Below are 20,112 nucleotides of genomic sequence, written 5' to 3' on the forward strand. Positions count from 1 at the left end.
CTGCCACCTTGGTCGGTAGGGGTCGGCTCTTTCACAGACAAACGATGCGTCCTGCCATGCTCAATCGCCGCCAGTTTCTCCAAACCGCCACTGCCACGGCCACCCTGGCAGCCCAGGGCTTTTCCGTCCCGGCTCTGGCGCAGCAAGGCCTGAAGATGGGTGCATCCGAGCCCTTCTCCTTCGAGAATCTGAAGAAACAGGCCGAAAGCATGGCCCGCTCGGCCTATGTAGCGCCCCCCAGCCCCGCGCCGGATATCCTCTACCAGATCGACTACGACGCCCACGGCAAGATCAAGTTCAAGACCGACCTGGCGCTGTGGGCCAACGGCCCCAGCGAGTTCCCGGTCACCTTCTTCCACATGGGCCGCTTCTTCCAGAAGCCGGTGCGCATGCATGTGGTCGAGAACGGCCAGGCCCGCGAGATCATCTACGACACCCAGTATTTCGACATGCCGGCGGATTCGCCTGCCCGGAAGCTGCCGGACAATTCGGGCTTTGCCGGGTTCCGCTTCCAGGAATCCCGCAACGGCAAGCTCGACTGGAGAAAGAACGACTGGGTCGCCTTCCTCGGCGCCTCGTATTTCCGCGCCATCGGCGAGCTTTACCAATACGGCCTCTCGGCCCGAGGCTTGGCGGTGGATGTGGCCGTTCATGGGAAGAACGAGGAATTCCCCGATTTTACCCATATCTATTTCGAGACCCCGGAAGCAGGCTCAGACACGGTCACGATCTATGCCCTGCTCGACGGCCCCAGCGTGTCAGGAGCCTACCGCTTCGTCATGAAGCGCACGGCCTCCGTGGTCATGGACCTCGACACCGCCCTCTACCTGCGCAAGGACGTCGAGCGCCTGGGTATCGCGCCGCTGACCTCCATGTACTGGTACTCGGAGAAGTCGAAGACCACCGCCATCGACTGGCGCCCGGAAATCCACGATTCAGACGGCCTTGCCATGTGGACGGGCGCAGGCGAGCGCATCTGGCGTCCGCTCAACAACCCACCGCGCATCATCACCTCGGCCTTCGGGGACGAAAACCCCAGGGGTTTCGGCCTGCTCCAGCGCGACCGGAACTTCGACCACTATCTCGACGGCGTCTATTACGACCGCCGCCCCTCGCTCTGGATCGAGCCGCAGGGCACATGGGGCAAGGGCTCCATCCAGCTCGTGGAAATCCCCACCGACGACGAGATCCACGACAACATCGTGGTCATGTGGGTTCCCGCCGATCCGGCCCGTGCGGGCCAGGCGCTCGAATTCCGCTACCGCATGCACTGGTCGGATGCCGAACCCTATCCCACCCCCCTCGCCCGCGTCGTCGCCACCCGCTTCGGCAATGGCGGCCAGGCCGGCACGATCCGCCCCAAGGGCGTGCGCAAATTCATGATCGAGTTCATCGGTGAGCCGCTGACCAAGTTGCCGAATGGCGTGATCCCGAAGCCCGTGCTCACCGCCTCCCGCGGCGAGTTCTCCAACATCATCACCGAAGCCGTGCCCAACAACGTCCCCGGCCACTGGCGCACCCAGTTCGACCTGACCGCGACCGGCACCGAGCCCGTGGAGATGCGCTGCTACCTGCGCAACGAAAACGAGGTGCTGAGCGAGACCTGGCTCTACCAGTACCATCCGGCGTTCTAGGATTGAGCTTGTAAACCATAGCTTTGACAGGGGCGTATAAAATACTATACGCCCCTAGAAATAGAGCTAGATCCGGTCTATGTGTGTGACATGCCGCATGACCATCACCGCCATCATCATCACGAGCACCGGGCTGTCGCCGCAGCGCCGACCTTTTCGCTGCTTCGCCTCTCGGCAGGGCAGCGTCTGACGGGAGCTGCCCTGGCTTTGGGCGTAATGTGGCTGCTGGTTTTCGGGGTGGTAGGGTAGTGCCATGACAGCGCCCTTGAATACGATCCGCTTCGACGAAGTGACCCTCGGTTATGACCGCAGGCCCGCCGTGCACCATTTGGACGGTGAAATCCCAGCCGGGAGCCTGACCGCCATCGTGGGCCCCAACGGCGCGGGCAAATCGACCCTGCTCAAGGGTATCGTCGGCACGTTGAAACCCCTCGAAGGCCATATCCGGCTGAACGGCCCCTCCTCCGGCATCGCCTACCTACCCCAGGCGGCGGAGATCGACCGTAGCTTTCCGCTCTCTGTCTATGATCTCGTGGCCATGGGCCTCTGGTCGCGCTCAGGGCTCTTCGGCGGCATTCCCGCGGGGGATCGCACCCGCGTTGAGCACGCGCTCTCGGCGGTGGGGCTGACCGGCTTCGAGCGCCGCCCCATCTCGACCCTCTCCGGCGGCCAGATGCAGCGCGCGCTCTTCGCGCGCCTGCTGCTGCAGGACGCTCCCATCATACTGCTCGACGAGCCTTTCACCGCCATCGACGCCAAGACCACCGCCGACTTGCTCCACATCGTGCGCCGCTGGCATGCGGAAGCGCGTACTGTGGTGGCGGTGCTGCACGATCTCGACATGGTCAAGCGCGTCTTCCCGCAGACCCTGCTCATCGCCCGTGAGCCCGTGGCCTGGGGCGCGACTCTGAATGTGCTGAGCGCTGAGAATCTTCTCAAGGCCCGCCGCATGGTCGAAGCGCATGATCCTCATGCGGATATCTGCCACCGCAACGTCGCGTGATTGTTCAACCGTGCTCGATCTTTTCTACACCCCCTTCTCCGAATTCGAGTTCATGCAGCGCGCGCTTGTAGGCGTGATCGCCATCGCGCTGGGCGGCGGCCCCATCGGCGTGTTCCTGATGCTGCGCCGCATGAGCCTGACGGGCGATGCCATGGCCCACGCCATCCTGCCCGGCGCGGCTGTCGGCTATCTGCTTGCGGGATTGTCGCTGCCTGCGATGACCATAGGCGGTCTCGCGGCAGGCGTGATTGTCGCCGTCGCGGCGGGGCTTGTTTCCCGCTTCACGTCGCTGAAGGAAGATGCGTCGCTCGCCGCCTTCTACCTGCTGTCGCTGGCGCTCGGCGTCACCATCGTGTCGCTGAGAGGCTCCAACGTGGACCTGTTGCACGTGCTCTTCGGCACTGTGCTGGCGCTCGATGACAACACGCTTCTGCTGCTGGCTTCCATTTCGACGATCACGGTGCTGGCGCTCGCGGTTCTCTATCGTCCCCTCGTGCTCGAATGCGTGGATCCGATCTTCCTGCGCTCGGTGAGCCGGTCCGGAACGCCGACGCATCTCATCTTTCTCGGGCTCGTGGTTCTCAACCTCGTCGGCGGCTTTCACGCGCTTGGCACGCTGCTCGCTGTGGGCATGATGATGCTGCCCGCCGCCGCCGCGCGTTTCTGGACCAGCGACATCACCATGATGATGATCGTCTCGATCCTCATCGGAATCGTGTCGGGCATCGCAGGCCTTCTGCTCTCGTTCCATGCGGAATTGCCTGCAGGTCCCGCGATCATCCTCTCGGCCGGTGGCGTGTATGTGGCGTCCCTGCTGGTGGGTCGGACGGGCGGCGTTCTGTGGCTCGCATGGCCGGGCAAGCATCTCGAAGCCTAAAACCAATAAGGATCTCATCATGCTGACGAGACGAACCGCCCTGTCTCTGCTTGCGGGTTCATTGGCTCTGGGCTGCTCCCTCATGCCGGCACTGGCTCAGGAAAAGCTCAAAGTCGTGGCGACCTTCTCGATCCTGGGCGACCTCGTGCGCAATGTCGGTGGCGAGCGCGTGGAGGTGATGACCCTCGTCGGCCCCAACGGCGACGGCCATGTCTATTCGCCGACGCCCACCGATGCCCGCCGCCTGACGGAATCCAAGATCGTTTTTTCCAACGGCCTCAAGTTTGAGGGTTGGATCAATCGCTTGGTGAAGTCCTCCGGCACCAAGGCCACAAGTATCGAAGCCGCCAAGGGCATTAAAACGCTTGAGGAGGAAGAGCATGGGCACGATCACGGCCATGGCGGGCTCGATCCCCATGCCTGGCAGAGCATTGGCAATGCCAAGATCTACGTGGCGAACATTCGCGATGCGCTGATCGCGGCGGATGCCTCCGGCAAGGCGGCCTACGAGGCCAACGCCACCGCCTATCTCGGCAAGCTCGACGCGCTTGAGACCGAGCTTAAGGACCTCGTCGCCAGGATCCCCCAGGAGCGCCGCCGGATCATCACCTCTCACGATGCCTTCCGCTATTTCGAGGCGGCCTACGGGATCGACTTCGTCTCGCCCCAGGGCGTCTCCACGGAGGCCGAGGCCTCGGCCAAGGACGTGGCCCGCATCATCCAGCAGATCAAGCGCGAGAAGATCGGCGCCGTCTTCGTGGAAAATGTCTCGGACGCGCGGCTGATGGAGCGCATCGCCAAGGAGACCAGCGCCCGGATTGGCGAGCGGATCTATTCCGATGCGCTTTCGGAGCAGAACGGCCCCGCCGGGACTTACATTGACATGATGAGACACAATATAAGGGCTTTCAGCGCGGCTTTGTCGAGCTGATGCGTTTTTTACCCTCCCCTTGAGGGGGAGGGTCGGAGTGCGTAAGCGCTCCGGGGTGGGGTGGCAGCGCGACCTCACCTGAGTTGGTGTTTCCACCCCACCTCGGCCTTTCGGCCGATCCTCCCCCTCAAGGTGAGGATGAAAGTTGCGGACTATCCGATGACCGACAAGATTCCCGTTACCGTTCTCACTGGCTATCTCGGCGCCGGCAAGACCACCCTACTCAACCGCATTCTCACCGAGCCGCACGGCAAGAAATATGCCGTGATCGTCAACGAGTTCGGTGAGATCGGCATCGATAACGAACTCGTCGTCGGCGCGGACGAGGAAGTGTTCGAGATGAACAACGGCTGCATCTGCTGCACCGTGCGCGGCGACCTGATCCGCATTCTCGACGGGCTGATGAAGCGCAAGGGCAAGTTCGACGCCATCATCGTCGAGACCACAGGCCTCGCCGATCCTGCCCCCGTGGCGCAGACGTTCTTCATGGACCAAGACGTCTCCGACGCCGCGCGCCTCGACGCTGTGGTGACGGTGGCCGATGCCAAGTGGCTTTCCGACCGCCTGAAGGATGCCCCCGAGGCCAAGAACCAGATCGCGTTTGCCGATGTGATCATCCTCAACAAGATCGACCTCGTGAGCGAGGCGGAACTGAGCGAGGTCGAAGCCCGCATCCGCGCGATCAATCCTTATGCAAAGATCCATCGCACGYAGAACGCGGCCATCCCGATCTCCGAGGTGCTCGACCGCAAGGCCTTCGATCTTGACCGCATCATCGAGATCGAGCCTGACTTCCTCGAAGAAGGCCATCACCATCATCACGATGAGGAGATGCAGTCCGTCTCCGTGAAGATCGACGGCGAGGTCGACCCGGAAAAGTTCATGCCGTGGATCTCGAATCTCACACAGGTCGAGGGCCCGAACATCCTGCGCTGCAAGGGTATCGTCGCGTTCCCGAACGAGCCGAAGCGCTTCGTCTTCCAGGGCGTTCACATGATCCTGGACGGAGACGTGCAGGGTGAGTGGAAGCCGGGCGAGAAGCACACCTCGAAGGTGGTCTTCATCGGCCGCGATCTGAACGAGAAGGCCATTCGCGAGGGCTTCCTCGCCTGCGCGGCCTGAGACCGGTTGATCTCAGGGGTCTTAGGCGGCCCCTGAGCGCTGCTCAGCTATGGAGCAAACCCGGCTTTCGTCATGCAGTCCTGGACATAGACCTTGCGGGTCTCCTGCACCCGTGTGCGCCATTCGGGGGATGTGTTACTGCCGKTCCGGTAAATCAGCCGCGCCTCTTTCTGACAGGTCACCTTCTGCGCCTCCCGTTGGGGCGCTGCTCCGTCCATCGTCTGTGCAGATACCTCCATCGGGCCTAGTGCCACCAAGACAAAACCGATCACGGTCAAAATCCGCATTCCGAAACTCCCATTCCCGAACTCGTGGGTGTCAAAGCCATATGATGGCCCATCGGCCCGCGCGGACCATGGCCCAGAAGGCTTACCGCCGTGGGGATATTGGCTGTAGCCCACGCCTTGCCCTGCATCCCCCGAAACATGCTATGGGGAACCGACCTGAGGGGATCGCCCGATGAATTCTGAAAATGCTCCGTCCTTGACCCAGAACATCGCGCCCGTCGATGCGGGCGCCCATGTCATCGCAATCGGCTGGCTGAAGGGCACTGCGGCCTTCGGCCTCGCCGATGGTGGCGTGGTGCTGGCGAAGGACGGCGAAACTCATCGTGTTGAGGCCCATCCCGATGCCGGCATCCTCGTGGGCGCGAGCGACGGCGAACGCTTCGTGACGGGCGGCGACGATGGCCGCGTCGCGGTGACCGGCGCTGACGGCTCCACGAAGACCCTGGCCGAGACCAAGGGCGCATGGATCGACTCTCTGGCGCTCAATGCGGGCGGCGCATTCGCCTATGCCGCCGGCAAGCGTGTGTTCGCCCGTGACGACAAGGGCAAGGAAAAGACCCTCGAAGTGCCCTCGACCGCGCGCGGCCTCGCCTTCGCGCCCAAGGGCTACCGGCTCGCGATTTCGCACTACAACGGCGCGACCCTGTGGTTTCCGAATACGGAGACCAAGCCCGAGGCGCTCGAATGGAAGGGCTCGCATCTTGACGTGACCTGGTCGCCCGATGCGCGCTTCGTCGTCACCTCCATGCAGGAGAATGCGCTGCACGGCTGGCGTCTGATCCCCGACAAGGGCCACATGCGCATGAGCGGCTATCCGTCGAAGACGCGCTCGCTTGCGTGGTCGCATGACGGCAAATGGCTCGCCACATCCGGCGCGGAAGCCGCAATCATCTGGCCCTTTGAGTCCAAGGAAGGCCCTATGGGCAAGGCGCCGCGCGAATGCGGCGTGCGCCCGGCCAAGGTGAGCCGCGTAGCCTTTCACCCCAACACCTCCGTGCTGGCGGTGGCCTACGAGGACGGCTGCATCCTCATGATCCGACTGACCGACGCCTCCGAGCTGCTGGTGCGCCCCGCCGTGAAGAGCAGCGGCGTCACCGCGCTCGCCTGGGACAAGGGCGGCAAGCGCCTCGCCTTCGGCTGCGAGGACGGACAGGCCGGCATCCTGACCCTCCCCACATGAGGTCGCCCGTGGCTCTGTTCGGCGGTTTTTTAAGGGGGACCTTCGGGCTGCCCAAGCCCGACCGGGAGGCCGTGGAACGTGTGAAGGAACTGGCACGCACGATTCTCCACGTGTCCCCGGACACTACCTTCGCGGTCAACGAGATCGTCTGCAACGATCCCGGCTGTCCTGGCTTGGAGACCGTGATCCTAGTGATGGAACCGGGGCGGAAGACCCGTGCTCTCAAGGTGCAGAAGACGCTGGATGAGATAACGGAACAAGATATCCGCGACGTGCTTGACCTGTAAGGAGGTCATCCGTGTCACGTACCATTCGCATCATCGCTTTCGGTCTCGGCATTTTCGGTGGCATCGTCGCCTCGCAGGGGCCGGAATATTCGCAGCAATATCGCCAGCGTCTCGGCGGCGCGATCGACGAACTGCAACGCGTGATCGCGCGTTTCGACGCTGATGCGAGCGCGAACAACGAAACGCAGGACACCGCCATCGCGCGCCTGCGCTCGAACCCCGATGGGCTCGTCAACCGCCAGGGCGTGGCAATGCAGGCCAATGTGGAGCGTATAAAGCGCCTGCAGATCCATCGCGAAGCCATGATGCAGGCCGGCCCCTTCGCCCGCGTCGCCCTGATGCTGCGCGACGGCGATCGGGACGTCATGGAAGCCGCCTATCGCGATTTCGAACCCGCGGTGCCGGTGACGGAAGAAGGGCTTCTGTCCACCGCTATCGGATTCATTGTCGTGTGGGGCGGCGTTTTGCTGCTTGCGGGATTTGTGCGTAGCTTCTTCCGAAAGCGTCCTCGCACGAGCAAAATAAAGACAGAAAAAATCCACCAGAACTCATCCTGAAGAGGTCGCTTAAGCGACCGTCTCGAAGGAGGTTCAAGTACACTCTGGACGATCCTTCGAGACGCCTGCTGCGCAAGCCCTCAGGATGAGGTCTGGTGTTTGCTATGTCGGTTAAGTCTCGCGCTCCGACTTTCCGGCGAGCACCACGTAAAAGCCCAAGCCATCCTCGGCGGGCAGCGTTTGCAATCGGTCGATCCAACCGCGCTTCTTGGCTTCCAGCAGCGCTTTGCCGATGGGTTGGAAGAGCGTTTCGCCGCCGCCTTCCGGGGGCGGGGCCAAGCGCACGGCGACGGATTTTCCTTGGGCGAAGCGGCTGCGTTCCAGCATGTCCTGGAGCGAAGCCGCGGCCTGCTCGCGCGTGGCTTCGCGCAGATCGAGCACCGATTCCGCGTCAACGACGCCAAGCCCGCCGCGCAGCTTGTCGGCGTAAAATTCCTCGAAATGAGGCATGCCAGAATCCTCCAGTTTCATCCCCGGCGGCCTTCAAGGACCGCCGGGGATGAGAAACATCGCATCAGCGCACGAGCACGTTCCGGAACTGCCACGGATCGGAGGTGTCGATATCCTCCGGGAAGAAGCCGGGGCGGTCCTTGAGCGGCGTCCAATCGGTGTAGAAGCCGTTCACGGGGCCGAGATAGGGCATCTGCACTTCAAGGCAGCGGCGGAAATCCATTTCGTCCGCTTCGACGATGCCGGCTTCCGGATTCTCCAGCGCCCACACCATGCCCGCGAGCACGGCAGAGGTGACTTGCAGGCCGGTGGCGTTCTGGTAAGGCGCCACGCGGCGGGTCTCTTCGATGGAGAGCTGCGAGCCGTACCAATAGGCGTTCTTGCTGTGGCCGTAGAGCAGCACGCCGAGTTCGTCGACGCCATCCACGATCTCGTTCTCGTCGAGGATGTGCTGCTCCTCCTGCGCTATGCCGGCATTGCCGAACATCTCGTGCAGCGAGAGCACCGCTTCATTGCAGGGATGATAGGCGTAGTGGCAGGTCGGGCGGTACACAGCCTTTTCGTTCTCACGCACGGTGTAGTAGTCCGAGATCGAAATCGCCTCGTTATGCGTGACGAGGAAGCCGTGCTGCGAACCGGGCGTCGGGCACCAAGTGCGCACGCGCGTGGCAGCACCCGGCTGAAGCAGGTAGATCGCCTGAGCATCGGGACCGAGCGTGCCGGCATTCTCAGGCATCCATTTCTCATGGGTGCCCCAGCCTAGCTCGGAGGGCTGCAAGCCTTCCGACACGAAGCCTTCCACCGACCATGTGTTGACGAAGATGCCCATGGGCTTTTCCGACTTCGCGCGCTGCGTGTCGCGCTCGGCAATGTGGATGCCCTTCACGCCGACTTGCTGCGCAAGCTTCGCCCAATCCTCACGGCTCTTCGGCTCGTCATAGGTGATGCCGAGATCGCCGGCGACATTCACCAGCGCCTGCTTGACGAACCAGGAGACCATGCCGGGATTCGCGCCACAGCAGGAAACCGCCGTGGTGCCGCCCGGATTGCGCCTGCGCGCCGCCATGGTGATCTCGCGCAGCGCGTAGTTCGTGCGCGCGGCCGGACCCTTGCTCTTGTCGAAGTAGAAGCCGGGCCACGGCTCGTTGACCGTGTCGATGTAGAAGCAGTTGAGCGAGCGGCACAGCTCCATGATGTCCACGGAGCCCGTGTCCACCGAGAGATTCACGCAGAAGCCCTGGCCGCCGCCTTCAGTCAGCAGCGGCGTGAGCAGCTCGCGGTAGTTCTCCTTGGTCACGGCCTGCTGGATGAAGCGAATGCCGCGCTCGTCGAGGAGGTCCTTGTGCTTCTCCTGCGGATCGATGACCACGAAGCGGCTTTTGTCATACTCGAAATGACGTTCGATGAGCGGCAGGGTGCCCTGGCCGATCGAGCCGAAGCCGATCATCACGATGGGGCCGCTGATGCGGGCGTGGACAGGCCAAGTGGTCATCGGATCTGTCTCCTTCGAAAGCAGAGTTGGGAAGGGTTAACGTCTTACAACGACGTTGGGCGCATCTAGGATTGAGGAGCCCTCGGGGTCAATGCCTGGGCGTATCTGCCCAGGCGAAACGGCAAAATCCCTGCGGATGGCGAAGGCTTCATGACAAATTCAAGCCCTGCCATGCTCATTTGGGGCCTCGACATTGTGAAACAAGGCTGCATGATGCGGCTATCCTGTTGATGCCTGATACGAAGACCGATGAAATTCCATGAACTCCTCATGCGCCACGGGCGCGTGATCGGCCTAGGTTTTGCCCTGACATTCCTGTCGTCCTTCGGGCAGACCTTCTTCATCTCCCTGTCAGGCCCGAATATCCGCGATGCCTTCGGGCTTACTAACGGTGGCTTCGGCTCAATCTATTCGGTCGCAACCCTGTCCTCCGGCCTCCTGATGATCTGGGTGGGCAGCATGATCGACCGGGTGAATATCCGCCTCTACGCCACCATTGCCCTGATCGGCCTGGCCTGTGCCGCGCTGAGCCTGTCCTTCGCGCCCAATATCCTCGTTCTTGGCTTGAGCCTCTTCGCGTTGCGCCTCTTCGGCCAGGGCATGCTGAGCCATGCCGGCGTCATGAGCACCGCCCGCCTGCACGAGGGCGTTCGCGGCCGCGCGCTCGGCGTGGCGGCGCTTGGCTTTCCGGCGGGCGAGGCCATATTGCCGGGGATCGCGCTCGCACTCATTGCCGGCTTTGGATGGACGGGAACCTGGCGCATCGCCGCGCTCATTCTCGTGACGGCTTTGTGCATCGGCTGGCTTCTCGGCTTCTCGCTGCGGTCGAAAGATCCCGATCTTCAGGCAACCACGCACATCAAGGCATCGGGCGAGCCGGGCCCGACCTGGTTTGAGATCGTCAGCGACTGGCGCTTTCTCGCGCTGGTGCCGACCATGATCGGCTATCCTGCGATCATGACCGCCTATTTCTTCCATCAGCGATTCATCGCCGAAGTAAAAGGCTGGTCGCTGGAACTGCTTGCCAGCAGCATCACCACATTCGCTCTGGTCTCCGTGGTCGTCGCCATGAGCGCGGGCAGCTTCGTCGACCGTTTCGGCGCGGTGCGTCTCAGCCATTTCTATCTGGCGGGCATGACGGCGGCCTCCATCTGCCTCGCCACGCTCAGCGGGCCGTTTCTGCCGCTTCTGTTCTTCGGATTGATTGGCCTCACATCGGGCTGCACCAACGTGGTGATTGCTGCCGTTCTCGCCGAGTTGTTCGGCACAACGCATCTGGGAAAAATCCGCGCCATTGCAGGCTCGATGATGGTCGTTGCCTCCGCCGCGACACCAGGCGCCATCGGTCTCCTGATCGATGCGGATGTCTCTCTCGAAACGATTGTGCTGGGCTTTGCCGCCTACATGATTCTCGCGGCGGGTACGACCTTCGTGCTGCCRAACCCGAGAGCCCACAGAGAGCCCTCGGGTTTCTAAGCAGAAGCTTTATGCAGCCGGACGATATCCGCCGCGCGCACCCTGCGCTGCAGCGGCGACGAGAGCCGCGAGATCCGGCTTCTCCTCGAAGGCACCCGTGGCCGCAACGAGGCCGCGTGTGTTGTCGAGGTATCCGTCCTCGAGTTCCAGCGCCAGGAAGCGGTCGCGCTCGTAGGGGCCTGGCAGCCAGAGCGCACCCGTCTTGTCCGTCGAGAAGCCGAAGCGCTTGTAGTAAGGCGCATCACCCACCAGCAGCACGGCCTTGTGGCCGAGGTCAGTTGCGCGCTTCACTGACTCGCGCATGAGCTTGCCACCAAGGCCGAGGCTTTGGAGCGCGGGATCGACGGCGAGCGGGCCGAGCATGAGCGCCGGGCGATTCGGGCCGGCACAGACGTGCCAGAGGCGCACCGTGCCGACGATCTCGGCATTCTGCTCGATCACCAGCGACAGGCCGTCGGCGGCCTTGCGGCCTTCGCGCAGACGCTCGCAGGTCTTCTGGAACCGGGCAGGTCCGAAGCAGGCATCGAGAAGCGCTTCGCGCGCTTCGACATCGTGGAAGGATTCTTCACGAATCGTGATCATGGCCGTGGCCTCCCAATACACGTGGGGTGAGCGACAGCCCTCGCACCAACACGAACATCGTGTAGGCCGTCCGGGACAACTTCGTTGGGGTTGATGCCTGCCTCATTACACGAGGCAGGCGGGACGTGAGTTAGATCACGTAAGACTTCAGCGGCGGAAAGCCGTTGAATGCGACCGCCGAGTAGGTGGTCGTGTAGGCACCCGTGCCCTCGATCAGCACCTTGTCGCCGATCTCCAGCGAGAAGGGGAGCATGTAGGGCTCCTTCTCGTAGAGAACGTCGGCCGAGTCACAGGTCGGACCAGCCAGCACGCAAGGCACCATGCGGTCGCCGTCGCGCTCGCTGCGGATCGGGTAGCGGATCGACTCGTCCATCGTCTCGGCGAGACCGCCGAACTTGCCGATGTCGAGATAGACCCAGCGCACCTCGTCCTCGTCGCGGCTCTTCTTCGAGACGAGAACGACCTCGGCCTCGATGATGCCCGCGTTGCCGACCATGCCGCGACCCGGCTCGATGATCGTCTCCGGAATGCGGTTGCCGAAGTGCTTCGACAGCGCACGGAAGATCGACTCGCCATAGGCTTTCACCTGAGGCACCGACTTCAGGTACTTCGTCGGGAAGCCGCCGCCGAGGTTGACCATCGACAGATGGATGCCGCGGTCCGCGCATTCACGGAAGATCGCGGAGGCGGAACCGAGAGCCTGATCCCAGGCTTCCGTGTTGCGCTGCTGCGAGCCCACGTGGAACGACACGCCATAAGCTTCCAGGCCATGACGAACGCCATGCTCGAGCACGTCCACCGCCATTTCCGGCACGCAGCCGAACTTGCGGGAGAGCGGCCACTCGGCGCCGGCGCCGTCGCACAGGATGCGGCAGAACACCTTCACTTCGGAAGCGGCAACACCGGCAGTCTCGGCAGCACGGGCGATCTTCTCGACCTCGACTTCGCAATCGACCGCATAGAGGCGCACGCCAAGCTCAAGCGCGCGAGCGATGTCGCGCTCCTTCTTGATCGTGTTGCCGAAGGAGATGCGGTCGGGCGTCGCGCCGGCATCCAGTGCGAGCTGAATCTCGACCACGGAGGCCGTGTCGAAGCACGAGCCGAGATCGGCCAGAAGCTTCAGGACCTTCGGGTCGGGATTCGCCTTCACGGCGTAGAACACACGCGTGTCGGGAAGCGCCCGGGCAAACTTGGAGTAATTTTCGCGCACGACTTCGAGGTCGACGACAACACACGGGCCGTCCTCGCGTCGGGTACGCAGGAATTCACGAATACGCTCAGTCATGGCGCTCTCCCCACCACAGGTTCAATGGAGGTCTTGTCCAGCCTCCGGATTGAAATCTGAACGGTCAGAACATTCTGCCGTCCGGCGTCAGCGAGGGAAGATGCATCCCGCTTCGTGCGATGGAGACACGCGTAGCGGCGATGGGCTCTTCACCCGACGATGCTGCCGTGGATTGGATGGGGAGTTCCCGTCCGCACGCCTGGCAATGATAAACAAGCCTCTTCGGTGTTGACCTTTGGAGGGCCAACGAGACCAAAAAAGCCCGTTCGTCGTTGCTTTAAGTCGCGTCCCTCGTTGAGAACGAGGTGCGCCGGTTTTCGCCTCCGGCTGCCGGTTAGGGGTATCGAGAGCTAGGATGCTCTCGGGCGGCTGTCCGGCCTCTTGTCCGGATGCCCACCAACCGACACACGACCACAGGCACGTGCGAAATTGGGCAAGAGTGAAATAAGCGCATTCCCCCCGGATCACAATAGCTATTCAGGGTATCCCGGACATTTTTTTAACCCTGTCCGAGCCTGTGTCTTGCTCGCATCACCATTCAGCTTCCATTAAGCGGAACGGGTCCACGGGATCGGGGTTGACGCCCATATTCCTGACTTCAGCTAAGCTCGCCATTTTCCTTATAGAAGAACAGTTCCGCCACCATGATGCACCTGTCCCGCCGACGCCTCCTGCAAAGCTTGCTTGCCGCCACCGCCCTGCCGGCCTGGGCGCAGCAGGCCTCAGCGCAGCAGAACGGGGCGCCGACGCCGAACCCGTTCCGATTCGAGGATGTGGTGCGCCGGGCGCGGGAATTGTCCACCGCCCCCTTCGAGACCGCGCCCACGCAGCTGCCGGAGCCCCTGAACCGGCTCAGCTTCGACGATTACCGCGATATCCGCTTCCGAACGGACAAGGCCCTGCTTGCCTCGGGCAACGGGCCGTTTCGCATGCAGCTGTTCCATCTCGGCTTCCTTTATCAGCGCCCGGTGACGGTCAACATCATCCGCGACGGCGTGCCCACGCCCGTGCCCTACCAGCGCGAGCTGTTCGATTACGGCCGCAACAAGATCGAGCGGCCGCTTCCGGTGAACCTTGGCTTTGCAGGCTTCCGCCTGCATTACCCCCTGAACAACCCGAAAGTGTTCGACGAGCTGATCGCCTTCCTCGGTGCGAGCTATTTCCGCTTCCTCGGCCAGGGTCACAAATACGGCCTCTCGGCACGCGGCCTCGCCATCAATGTGGAAGGCGGAGAGGCGGAGGAGTTTCCGCATTTCCGCGAGTTCTGGATCGAGATGCCCAAGCCCGAGGACGACCGGGCCACAATCTTCGCCCTACTGGACAGCCCCTCGGTCACGGGCGCCTATCGCTTCGTGATCTATCCGTCCAAGGAGACGACGCTGGACGTCACGGCCACGCTGTTCCCGCGCCAGCGGATCGAGAATGTGGGCCTTGCTCCCCTCACCTCCATGTATTTCGAAGGCGAAAACGACCGCAAGCCCACGGACGATTACCGCCAGGAAATTCACGATTCGGACGGATTGCTGATGCAATCGGGGCGCGGCGAGTGGATCTGGCGCCCCTTACGTAACTCGAGCCGCAAGGCCATTTCATCCTTCAGCGACAATAATCCGCGCGGCTTCGGCCTCATGCAGCGCGACCGGGTGTTCGAGAATTACCAGGACCTGGAAGCCAGCTATCACCAGCGCCCGGGCTACTGGGTCGAGCCCATCGGCGAATGGGGCGAGGGATTTGTGGAGCTGGTGGAGCTTCCGACACCGGACGAGACCCATGACAACATCGTGGCCTATTGGCAGCCTGCGCGTCCCTACGAGCAGGGCCAGGAGGTCACCCTCTCCTACCGCCTGCGGGCTGCGGGCGCCATCGGCGCGATGCATCCCGGGGGCAAGGCGATCAACACCTTCCAGACCCCGCCCCGCGCCAGCGGATCGAACGGCCCCAGCGACCGCACACACCGGCGCTTCATCATCGACTTCGCCGGCGGCAACCTGCCCTATTATTTCAACGCGCCGGATCAGGTGCAGCTCGTTCCCTCGACCTCGGCCGGCCAGATCACCAACACTTTCCTCATGCCCAACGATCACACCGAAGGATTCCGTGCCGCCATTGACGTGAAGCTGGAGCCGGGCCAGTCCACCGATCTGCGCGCCTTCTTGAAGGCCGGAAACCGGACGCTGACGGAAACCTGGACCTATCCTTGGTCGGTGGAGTGATTCTGAGGCTTCGCCATCCCGGACAGTATGAGCCGATCCGGGATCGTGCGCGGAATAAGGCCAAGGACGACAGTGCTTGCCAAGCACGTCTGAACCGCGCAGAAGCTCTGCCTTGAGGGCAGGCCCATGCCTGCAGGTGTCAAGAGGTGAGCGATGAAGCTGAACGCTTGGTTGGCTGGTTTTCTAGCAATATGCCTTGGCGGCGGCGCCATGGCACAGACACCACTGCGGGAGGTCACCTTCGGCACCAACTGGCTCGCGCAAGCCGAGCATGGCGGCTACTACCAGGCTCTCGCCGACGGCACCTATGAGAAGTACGGCCTGAAGGTGACCATCGTTCCCGGCGGCCCACGGGCGAACAACCGCATGCTCATGAGCGTCGGCAAGCTCGACTTCTATATGGGCGGCAGCCTCATTCAGTCCTTCTCGGCTGTCGAGAAGAACATTCCCACGCTCGTCGTCGCGGCCCATTTCCAGAAAGAGCCGCAGGTTCTTCTCAGCCATCCGGGCCAGGGCCTCGACACCTTCGCGGATCTGAAGAAGTCGAACGACATTCTTCTGTCGAAGGACGGCTTCGCCACCTTCTATCAGTGGATGAAGGTCGAGTTCGGTTTCAAGGACGAGCAGATGAAGCCCTATGGCTTCAATCCGGCTCCTTTCATCGCCAACAAGCAAGCCGTGCAGCAGGGCTATGTGACGTCCGAACCGCTCGTCATCGAGAAGGCCGCAGGCTTCAAGCCGAACGTATTCCTGCTCGCAGATCACGGTTTCAGCACTTACTCGACCACGGTCGAGACGCGCCGCGAGATCGTGGAGAAGGATCCCGATCTGGTGCAGCGTTTCGTCGACGCCTCGACCATCGGCTGGTATAATTACCTTTATGGCGACAGCGCCAAGGCGGACGCACTCATCAAGCGCGACAATCCGGAGATGACGGACGAGCTGCTCGCCTATTCGCGCGCCAAGATGAAGGAATACGGCATCGTCGATTCAGGAGATACCGCGACGCTCGGCATCGGCGCCATGTCGGATGCGCGCATGAAGGACTTCTTCGAGAAAATGGTGAAGGCTGGTCTCTTCAAAGCCGATCTCGACTACACGAAAGCTTATACCCTGCAATTCGTGAACAAGGGCGTCGGCCTCGATCTCAGGAAGCAATAAGGATTGCGCATTGCGCAGCGTCGCATATCCCATAGGTGAGCCTGCTTCCACGCTCGTGTCCCTGCACGGCATCTCGAAAATATTTGCCAATGGCGTGGCTGCGCTCGAAGACTTCAGCCTCGATGTGCGTGCGGGAGATTTCATCTCGCTTCTTGGGCCGTCGGGATGTGGAAAATCGACAGCGCTCCGCCTAATCGCAGCCCTTGCCAATCCGACATCCGGCAGCATCGATTGGCCAGGAGCATTGCAGGAGGATCATCGCAGCGAGATCGGTTTCGTTTTTCAGGAACCGACCCTGATGCCTTGGGCCAATGTGGCCGATAACGTATGGCTGCCCCTGCGCCTGCGCGGCATCTCGAAGCGCGATGCGAAAGATAGGATTGCGGAATGCCTTTCCCTTGTGGGATTGCAGGATTTCGCGAAGGCCTATCCGCGCGAGCTTTCCGGCGGCATGAAGATGCGCGTGTCGATTGCCCGCGCCCTGATCGTCCAGCCGAAGCTGCTGCTGATGGATGAGCCGTTCGCAGCGCTCGACGAGATCACGCGCTTCAAGTTGAATGACGACCTTCTTGAGCTTCAGAACACGCTCCGCTGCACCATCGTGTTCGTGACGCATTCCGTTTACGAGAGCGCCTATCTTTCGAACCGCATCGCCATCCTGTCGCCGCGCCCCGGCCGCATCGTCGCGGAGATCGCGGGCGAGCCGCAAAGCGCGCGCGGCAGCGAGTTCCGCACCAGCCTGCGCTACGCTGAACTCTGCCGCGATGTCTCCCACGCTCTCATGACGGCGATGCATGGCGAGGATCTGCGATGATCCTTGCCCGTAACGCGCTTAAGGTATTTCTACCAATCACCGTCATTCTATTGGCTGTCGTAGCCTGGGAAGCAACTGTCCGCCTCCAGGATATTCCGCCCTATATCCTGCCCGCGCCGAGCCTGATCGCCGCGACGATGTGGAGCGACCGAGCGCTCCTGTCCGCATCTCTTCTGGTAACGGTCGAGACTACACTCATTGCACTTGCTCTCGCGGTGGTCGGCGGCGTGGCGCTCGCCGTTATTTTGAGCCTCTCGCGCGTCGTCGAATATTCGCTCTATCCTTTTGCCGTCGTTCTGCAGGTGACGCCTGTCATCGCCATCGCGCCCCTGCTTCTCATTTATATGCGGCAGGATCTGGCGGTGCTGGCCTGCGCTTGGCTCGTCGCTTTCTTCCCCATGCTGTCCAACACCATGCTGGGGTTGCAATCCGTCGACAGGAATCTCCTGGAGCTGTTTCAGCTCTACGGCGCTCCCGCGCGCCAGGATTGGACGGCCCGCCTGCAAGTGCGCCTCAAGTCGCTCTGGTATCTGCGCCGCCCTGCGGCCCTGCCGGCCTTCCTGGCGGGTTTGCGGATTGCAGGCGGATTGTCCCTCGTCGGTGCTGTGGTGGCGGAAATGGCGGCAGGTTCCGCAGGGGCAGGTTCGGGCCTCGCCTATCGCATCATCGAAAGCCAGTACCGTCTCAACATTCCCCGCCTCTTCGCAGCTCTTGTCCTCTTGGCGGCTTTAGGCGTTACTCTATTTCTATCGTTAAGTGCCCTCACCCAGATTCTCCTGCGGCGGTGGCATGAAAGCGCTGTGTCCCGGAGCACCTGATCGGCATTTCCCTCTGTGGGTTTTCCGATTTCCAGTCGGCCTGTCATTGAAACGTCATGAGTTCCTGCTCATGGTGCTGCACAGTCGCTCACAATGGGGGAAGACATGGACAAGGACGTCGTGCATCCGGGCGTCAAAAGCGTCGGCTGGGCCCTGGTCCAAACCTCACGCCTCCATCGCAGCCGCACGGGCGACAAGCTCTCGGAGCTGGGTCTTTTCGCCGGCCAGGAGCAAGTTCTCCAGGCTCTCGCAAGCTCCGGCCCCATGACCATGGGCGATCTCGCCGCCATCCTGCGCGTGCGTCCGCCCACGGCCTCGAAGACGGTGTCCCGTCTCTCCTCCCTGAAGCTCGTCGAGCGCCATACGGAGCCCGGCGATGCGCGTGTCGTGCGCGTGAAGCTCACCAAGGAAGGCAAGCGCAAGGCCGCCTCCATCGACGCAATCTGGGCCGAGGTCGAGGGGGAACTTCTCGCGGGCTTCGACAACAAGGATCGCAAGCGCCTTCGCAAGCTCCTGCGCAAGGCCGCCAAGAACCTCGCCGGTCTCACCGGCGCCGACCAGAGCGGTTTCGAATCCGATGACGACCTGGAAGATCTCGGAAGCGAAGAGCCCGTCATGGCTGTAACGGCCTGACTGCCCGCGCGACCTCTGCCTTTGGCGCAGGAGGGTCGTGCGGCATTGGCACTCGTGCGGCAAAGGCTAAGCGGCTAGCATCGCCGCAATGGCCGACACCGCACTCTCCTCGTTTTCCGACGAATCCCAACATTACCGCCGCCGCTGGACAGGCATCGCGCTCATGTGCGCGACCCTTATCTGTTTCTCGGGTACGGACGCCCTGGCGAAATGGGTCAACCAATCCATGGACCCCCTCGTCACTGTCTGGGCGCGCTACCTGTCGGGCGCCCTCCTGACGGCGCTCGTCATCAACCCGCGCACCAAGCCCGGCGTCCTGCGGTCCCGGAGGCTCCCACTGCAACTCTTGCGCTCCTGCCTTCTGTTCAGCACGACCATCTGCAACTTCATTGCCCTCAAGTATCTACAGCTCGTCGAGACGACCTCGATCACCTTTTCCACACCGCTCATCGTGGCCCTTCTGGCCGGGCCCTTTCTCGGGGAATGGGTCGGCATGCGCCGCCTGATCGCCATCGGCGTCGGTTTTATCGGAATTCTCGTCATCACGCGGCCCGGCATGGGCACGATGCATCCGGCCGTTCTGCTCTGCATCGCCAGCGCGGTCTGCTATGCGCTCTACGTCATCGTCACGCGCATGCTCGCTTCCACCGACTCCACAGCGACCACGACGATCTATTCGAGCGTTGCCGGGGTCGTTCTCATGACCCCCGTCATGCCCTTCTTCTGGACGACGCCTCCCAGCCTCTCCACCTGGATCGGCCTGATCTCGGTCGGCGCGATAGCCTCCTTCGGGCACTGGCTCCTGGTGATGGCCCATGCCCGGGCGCCTGCGGCGGTCCTCGCGCCCTTCATCTATACCCAGATCGTGTGGATGCTGGCCCTGGGCTACATCATCTTCGGCGACTGGCCGGACCCATGGACCTTTGTCGGGGCTGGCATCGTCATCGCATCGGGGCTTTACTTGCTCTCCCGCGAACGCATCAAGAAAGCAGCATGAGCGACGCCCCCATCAGCACTCTTCCCGGCATCGGTTCCGCAACCCAGGAGCGGCTTGCAGAAGCTGGAATCCGCACGGTCGGCGAACTCCGGTCCATCGGCCCGGTGGAGGCCTATCGACGCATCAAGTTCATGATGCCGCGTCAGGTGAGCCTCAACGCACTTTATGCTCTCGAGGCAGGCCTGCGTGGTTGCCATTGGCTCGACCTGCCCCAGGATGTGAAGGCAGCGCTCCAGCGGGAAGCCGGGATGATCGACGAAGCCATGCGACGCGGAGCAGCCGCCCGCTGCGTCATCGGCTAACAGCGAAAACA

General features: G+C 62.5%; 21 protein-coding genes. 16 read left to right on the top strand and 5 right to left on the bottom strand.

Annotation, left to right across the window (positions count from 1 at the left end):
* Positions 1 to 56 precede the first annotated feature (56 nt).
* The gene (locus ACXJKO_RS06640; protein WP_457090301.1) at positions 57 to 1,634 is read left to right on the top strand and encodes a glucan biosynthesis protein; all 1,578 of its coding nucleotides are present in this window, start codon (positions 57 to 59) and stop codon (positions 1,632 to 1,634) included.
* Positions 1,635 to 1,700: 66 nt separating this feature from the next.
* On the opposite strand, the gene ACXJKO_RS06645 is transcribed toward ACXJKO_RS06640, so the two are convergent.
* Entirely contained in the window at positions 1,701 to 1,889 is a 189-nt protein-coding gene (locus tag ACXJKO_RS06645; RefSeq protein WP_457090302.1) for a hypothetical protein, read from the bottom strand.
* Here ACXJKO_RS06645 and aztA point away from each other — a divergent pair.
* The 7 genes from aztA (at position 1,888) to ACXJKO_RS06680 (ending at position 7,878) form a co-directional block, all read left to right on the top strand.
* On the top strand, positions 1,888 to 2,637 hold the full coding sequence (aztA, locus tag ACXJKO_RS06650) for a zinc ABC transporter ATP-binding protein AztA (protein ID WP_457090303.1): 750 nt from the start codon (positions 1,888 to 1,890) through the stop codon (positions 2,635 to 2,637). The genes ACXJKO_RS06645 and aztA overlap by 2 nt on opposite strands.
* Entirely contained in the window at positions 2,606 to 3,514 is a 909-nt protein-coding gene (gene aztB / locus ACXJKO_RS06655) for a zinc ABC transporter permease AztB (protein WP_457090304.1), read from the top strand. Before aztA ends, aztB begins: the two co-directional genes overlap by 32 nt.
* A 19-nt stretch (positions 3,515 to 3,533) precedes the next feature.
* The gene (locus ACXJKO_RS06660) at positions 3,534 to 4,445 is read left to right on the top strand and encodes a metal ABC transporter substrate-binding protein (protein ID WP_457090305.1); all 912 of its coding nucleotides are present in this window, start codon (positions 3,534 to 3,536) and stop codon (positions 4,443 to 4,445) included.
* A 159-nt stretch (positions 4,446 to 4,604) separates the two neighbouring features.
* Positions 4,605 to 5,567, top strand: a complete 963-nt coding sequence (locus ACXJKO_RS06665) for a CobW family GTP-binding protein (protein WP_457090306.1) — start codon at positions 4,605 to 4,607, stop codon at positions 5,565 to 5,567.
* Positions 5,568 to 6,026: 459 nt separating this feature from the next.
* The gene (locus tag ACXJKO_RS06670) at positions 6,027 to 7,034 is read left to right on the top strand and encodes a WD40 repeat domain-containing protein (RefSeq protein WP_457090307.1); all 1,008 of its coding nucleotides are present in this window, start codon (positions 6,027 to 6,029) and stop codon (positions 7,032 to 7,034) included.
* A gap of 8 nt (positions 7,035 to 7,042) precedes the next feature.
* Complete coding sequence (locus ACXJKO_RS06675; RefSeq protein ID WP_457090308.1) at positions 7,043 to 7,321, top strand: hypothetical protein; 279 nt, start codon at positions 7,043 to 7,045, stop codon at positions 7,319 to 7,321.
* Positions 7,322 to 7,332: 11 nt separating this feature from the next.
* Positions 7,333 to 7,878: a DUF2937 family protein gene (locus ACXJKO_RS06680; protein ID WP_457090309.1), complete on the top strand. Its 546-nt coding sequence runs from the start codon at positions 7,333 to 7,335 to the stop codon at positions 7,876 to 7,878.
* 111 nt (positions 7,879 to 7,989) lie between these two features.
* Here ACXJKO_RS06680 and ACXJKO_RS06685 read toward each other — a convergent pair whose 3' ends face one another.
* The gene (locus tag ACXJKO_RS06685; protein ID WP_457090310.1) at positions 7,990 to 8,328 is read right to left on the bottom strand and encodes a hypothetical protein; all 339 of its coding nucleotides are present in this window, start codon (positions 8,326 to 8,328) and stop codon (positions 7,990 to 7,992) included.
* A 64-nt stretch (positions 8,329 to 8,392) separates the two neighbouring features.
* Entirely contained in the window at positions 8,393 to 9,820 is a 1,428-nt protein-coding gene (locus ACXJKO_RS06690; protein WP_457090311.1) for a homospermidine synthase, read from the bottom strand.
* Between the two features lie 249 nt (positions 9,821 to 10,069).
* Here ACXJKO_RS06690 and ACXJKO_RS06695 point away from each other — a divergent pair, with 249 nt between their 5' ends.
* Entirely contained in the window at positions 10,070 to 11,296 is a 1,227-nt protein-coding gene (locus tag ACXJKO_RS06695) for an MFS transporter (protein WP_457090312.1), read from the top strand.
* A 9-nt stretch (positions 11,297 to 11,305) separates the two neighbouring features.
* On the opposite strand, the gene ACXJKO_RS06700 is transcribed toward ACXJKO_RS06695, so the two are convergent.
* Positions 11,306 to 11,878, bottom strand: a complete 573-nt coding sequence (locus ACXJKO_RS06700) for a GNAT family N-acetyltransferase (protein ID WP_457090313.1) — start codon at positions 11,876 to 11,878, stop codon at positions 11,306 to 11,308.
* A 130-nt stretch (positions 11,879 to 12,008) separates the two neighbouring features.
* Entirely contained in the window at positions 12,009 to 13,163 is a 1,155-nt protein-coding gene (locus tag ACXJKO_RS06705) for a type III PLP-dependent enzyme (RefSeq protein ID WP_457090314.1), read from the bottom strand.
* Between the two features lie 644 nt (positions 13,164 to 13,807).
* Between ACXJKO_RS06705 and ACXJKO_RS06710 the strand changes: the two genes are divergently transcribed.
* The 7 genes from ACXJKO_RS06710 (at position 13,808) to ACXJKO_RS06740 (ending at position 20,101) form a co-directional block, all read left to right on the top strand.
* Entirely contained in the window at positions 13,808 to 15,376 is a 1,569-nt protein-coding gene (locus ACXJKO_RS06710; RefSeq protein ID WP_457090315.1) for a glucan biosynthesis protein, read from the top strand.
* A 210-nt stretch (positions 15,377 to 15,586) separates the two neighbouring features.
* Positions 15,587 to 16,537 carry an ABC transporter substrate-binding protein gene (locus ACXJKO_RS06715; RefSeq protein ID WP_457090316.1) on the top strand — a complete coding sequence of 317 codons (951 nt, stop codon included), beginning with the start codon at positions 15,587 to 15,589 and terminating at the stop codon, positions 16,535 to 16,537.
* Positions 16,538 to 16,547: 10 nt separating this feature from the next.
* Positions 16,548 to 17,351 carry an ABC transporter ATP-binding protein gene (locus ACXJKO_RS06720; protein WP_457090317.1) on the top strand — a complete coding sequence of 268 codons (804 nt, stop codon included), beginning with the start codon at positions 16,548 to 16,550 and terminating at the stop codon, positions 17,349 to 17,351.
* Positions 17,348 to 18,169, top strand: coding sequence for an ABC transporter permease (locus tag ACXJKO_RS06725; protein ID WP_457090318.1), 822 nt, complete (start codon positions 17,348 to 17,350; stop codon positions 18,167 to 18,169). The genes ACXJKO_RS06720 and ACXJKO_RS06725 overlap by 4 nt, the downstream gene beginning before the upstream one ends.
* Positions 18,170 to 18,274: 105 nt before the next feature.
* Positions 18,275 to 18,802 (top strand): MarR family winged helix-turn-helix transcriptional regulator, encoded by a 528-nt coding sequence (locus tag ACXJKO_RS06730; protein WP_457090319.1) that lies wholly within the window; start codon positions 18,275 to 18,277, stop codon positions 18,800 to 18,802.
* An 88-nt stretch (positions 18,803 to 18,890) separates the two neighbouring features.
* Entirely contained in the window at positions 18,891 to 19,799 is a 909-nt protein-coding gene (locus tag ACXJKO_RS06735) for a DMT family transporter (protein WP_457090320.1), read from the top strand.
* A complete protein-coding gene (locus tag ACXJKO_RS06740) occupies positions 19,796 to 20,101 on the top strand; it encodes a TfoX/Sxy family DNA transformation protein (RefSeq protein WP_457090321.1) in 306 nt (101 codons plus the stop codon). The genes ACXJKO_RS06735 and ACXJKO_RS06740 overlap by 4 nt, the downstream gene beginning before the upstream one ends.
* Positions 20,102 to 20,112: the final 11 nt, after the last annotated feature.

Source organism: Microvirga sp. P5_D2 (assembly GCF_054049475.1).

Coding starts and splice junctions, on each gene's coding strand:
- ACXJKO_RS06645 (WP_457090302.1), bottom strand. CDS start 1,889: ATGGCACTACCCTACCACCCCGAAAACCAGCAGCCACATTACGCCCAA.
- aztA (WP_457090303.1), top strand. CDS start 1,888: ATGACAGCGCCCTTGAATACGATCCGCTTCGACGAAGTGACCCTCGGT.
- ACXJKO_RS06725 (WP_457090318.1), top strand. CDS start 17,348: ATGATCCTTGCCCGTAACGCGCTTAAGGTATTTCTACCAATCACCGTC.
- aztB (WP_457090304.1), top strand. CDS start 2,606: ATGCGGATATCTGCCACCGCAACGTCGCGTGATTGTTCAACCGTGCTC.
- ACXJKO_RS06740 (WP_457090321.1), top strand. CDS start 19,796: ATGAGCGACGCCCCCATCAGCACTCTTCCCGGCATCGGTTCCGCAACC.
- ACXJKO_RS06660 (WP_457090305.1), top strand. CDS start 3,534: ATGCTGACGAGACGAACCGCCCTGTCTCTGCTTGCGGGTTCATTGGCT.
- ACXJKO_RS06700 (WP_457090313.1), bottom strand. CDS start 11,878: ATGATCACGATTCGTGAAGAATCCTTCCACGATGTCGAAGCGCGCGAA.
- ACXJKO_RS06670 (WP_457090307.1), top strand. CDS start 6,027: ATGAATTCTGAAAATGCTCCGTCCTTGACCCAGAACATCGCGCCCGTC.
- ACXJKO_RS06735 (WP_457090320.1), top strand. CDS start 18,891: ATGGCCGACACCGCACTCTCCTCGTTTTCCGACGAATCCCAACATTAC.
- ACXJKO_RS06715 (WP_457090316.1), top strand. CDS start 15,587: ATGGCACAGACACCACTGCGGGAGGTCACCTTCGGCACCAACTGGCTC.
- ACXJKO_RS06710 (WP_457090315.1), top strand. CDS start 13,808: ATGATGCACCTGTCCCGCCGACGCCTCCTGCAAAGCTTGCTTGCCGCC.
- ACXJKO_RS06690 (WP_457090311.1), bottom strand. CDS start 9,820: ATGACCACTTGGCCTGTCCACGCCCGCATCAGCGGCCCCATCGTGATG.
- ACXJKO_RS06730 (WP_457090319.1), top strand. CDS start 18,275: ATGGACAAGGACGTCGTGCATCCGGGCGTCAAAAGCGTCGGCTGGGCC.
- ACXJKO_RS06640 (WP_457090301.1), top strand. CDS start 57: ATGCTCAATCGCCGCCAGTTTCTCCAAACCGCCACTGCCACGGCCACC.
- ACXJKO_RS06705 (WP_457090314.1), bottom strand. CDS start 13,163: ATGACTGAGCGTATTCGTGAATTCCTGCGTACCCGACGCGAGGACGGC.
- ACXJKO_RS06685 (WP_457090310.1), bottom strand. CDS start 8,328: ATGCCTCATTTCGAGGAATTTTACGCCGACAAGCTGCGCGGCGGGCTT.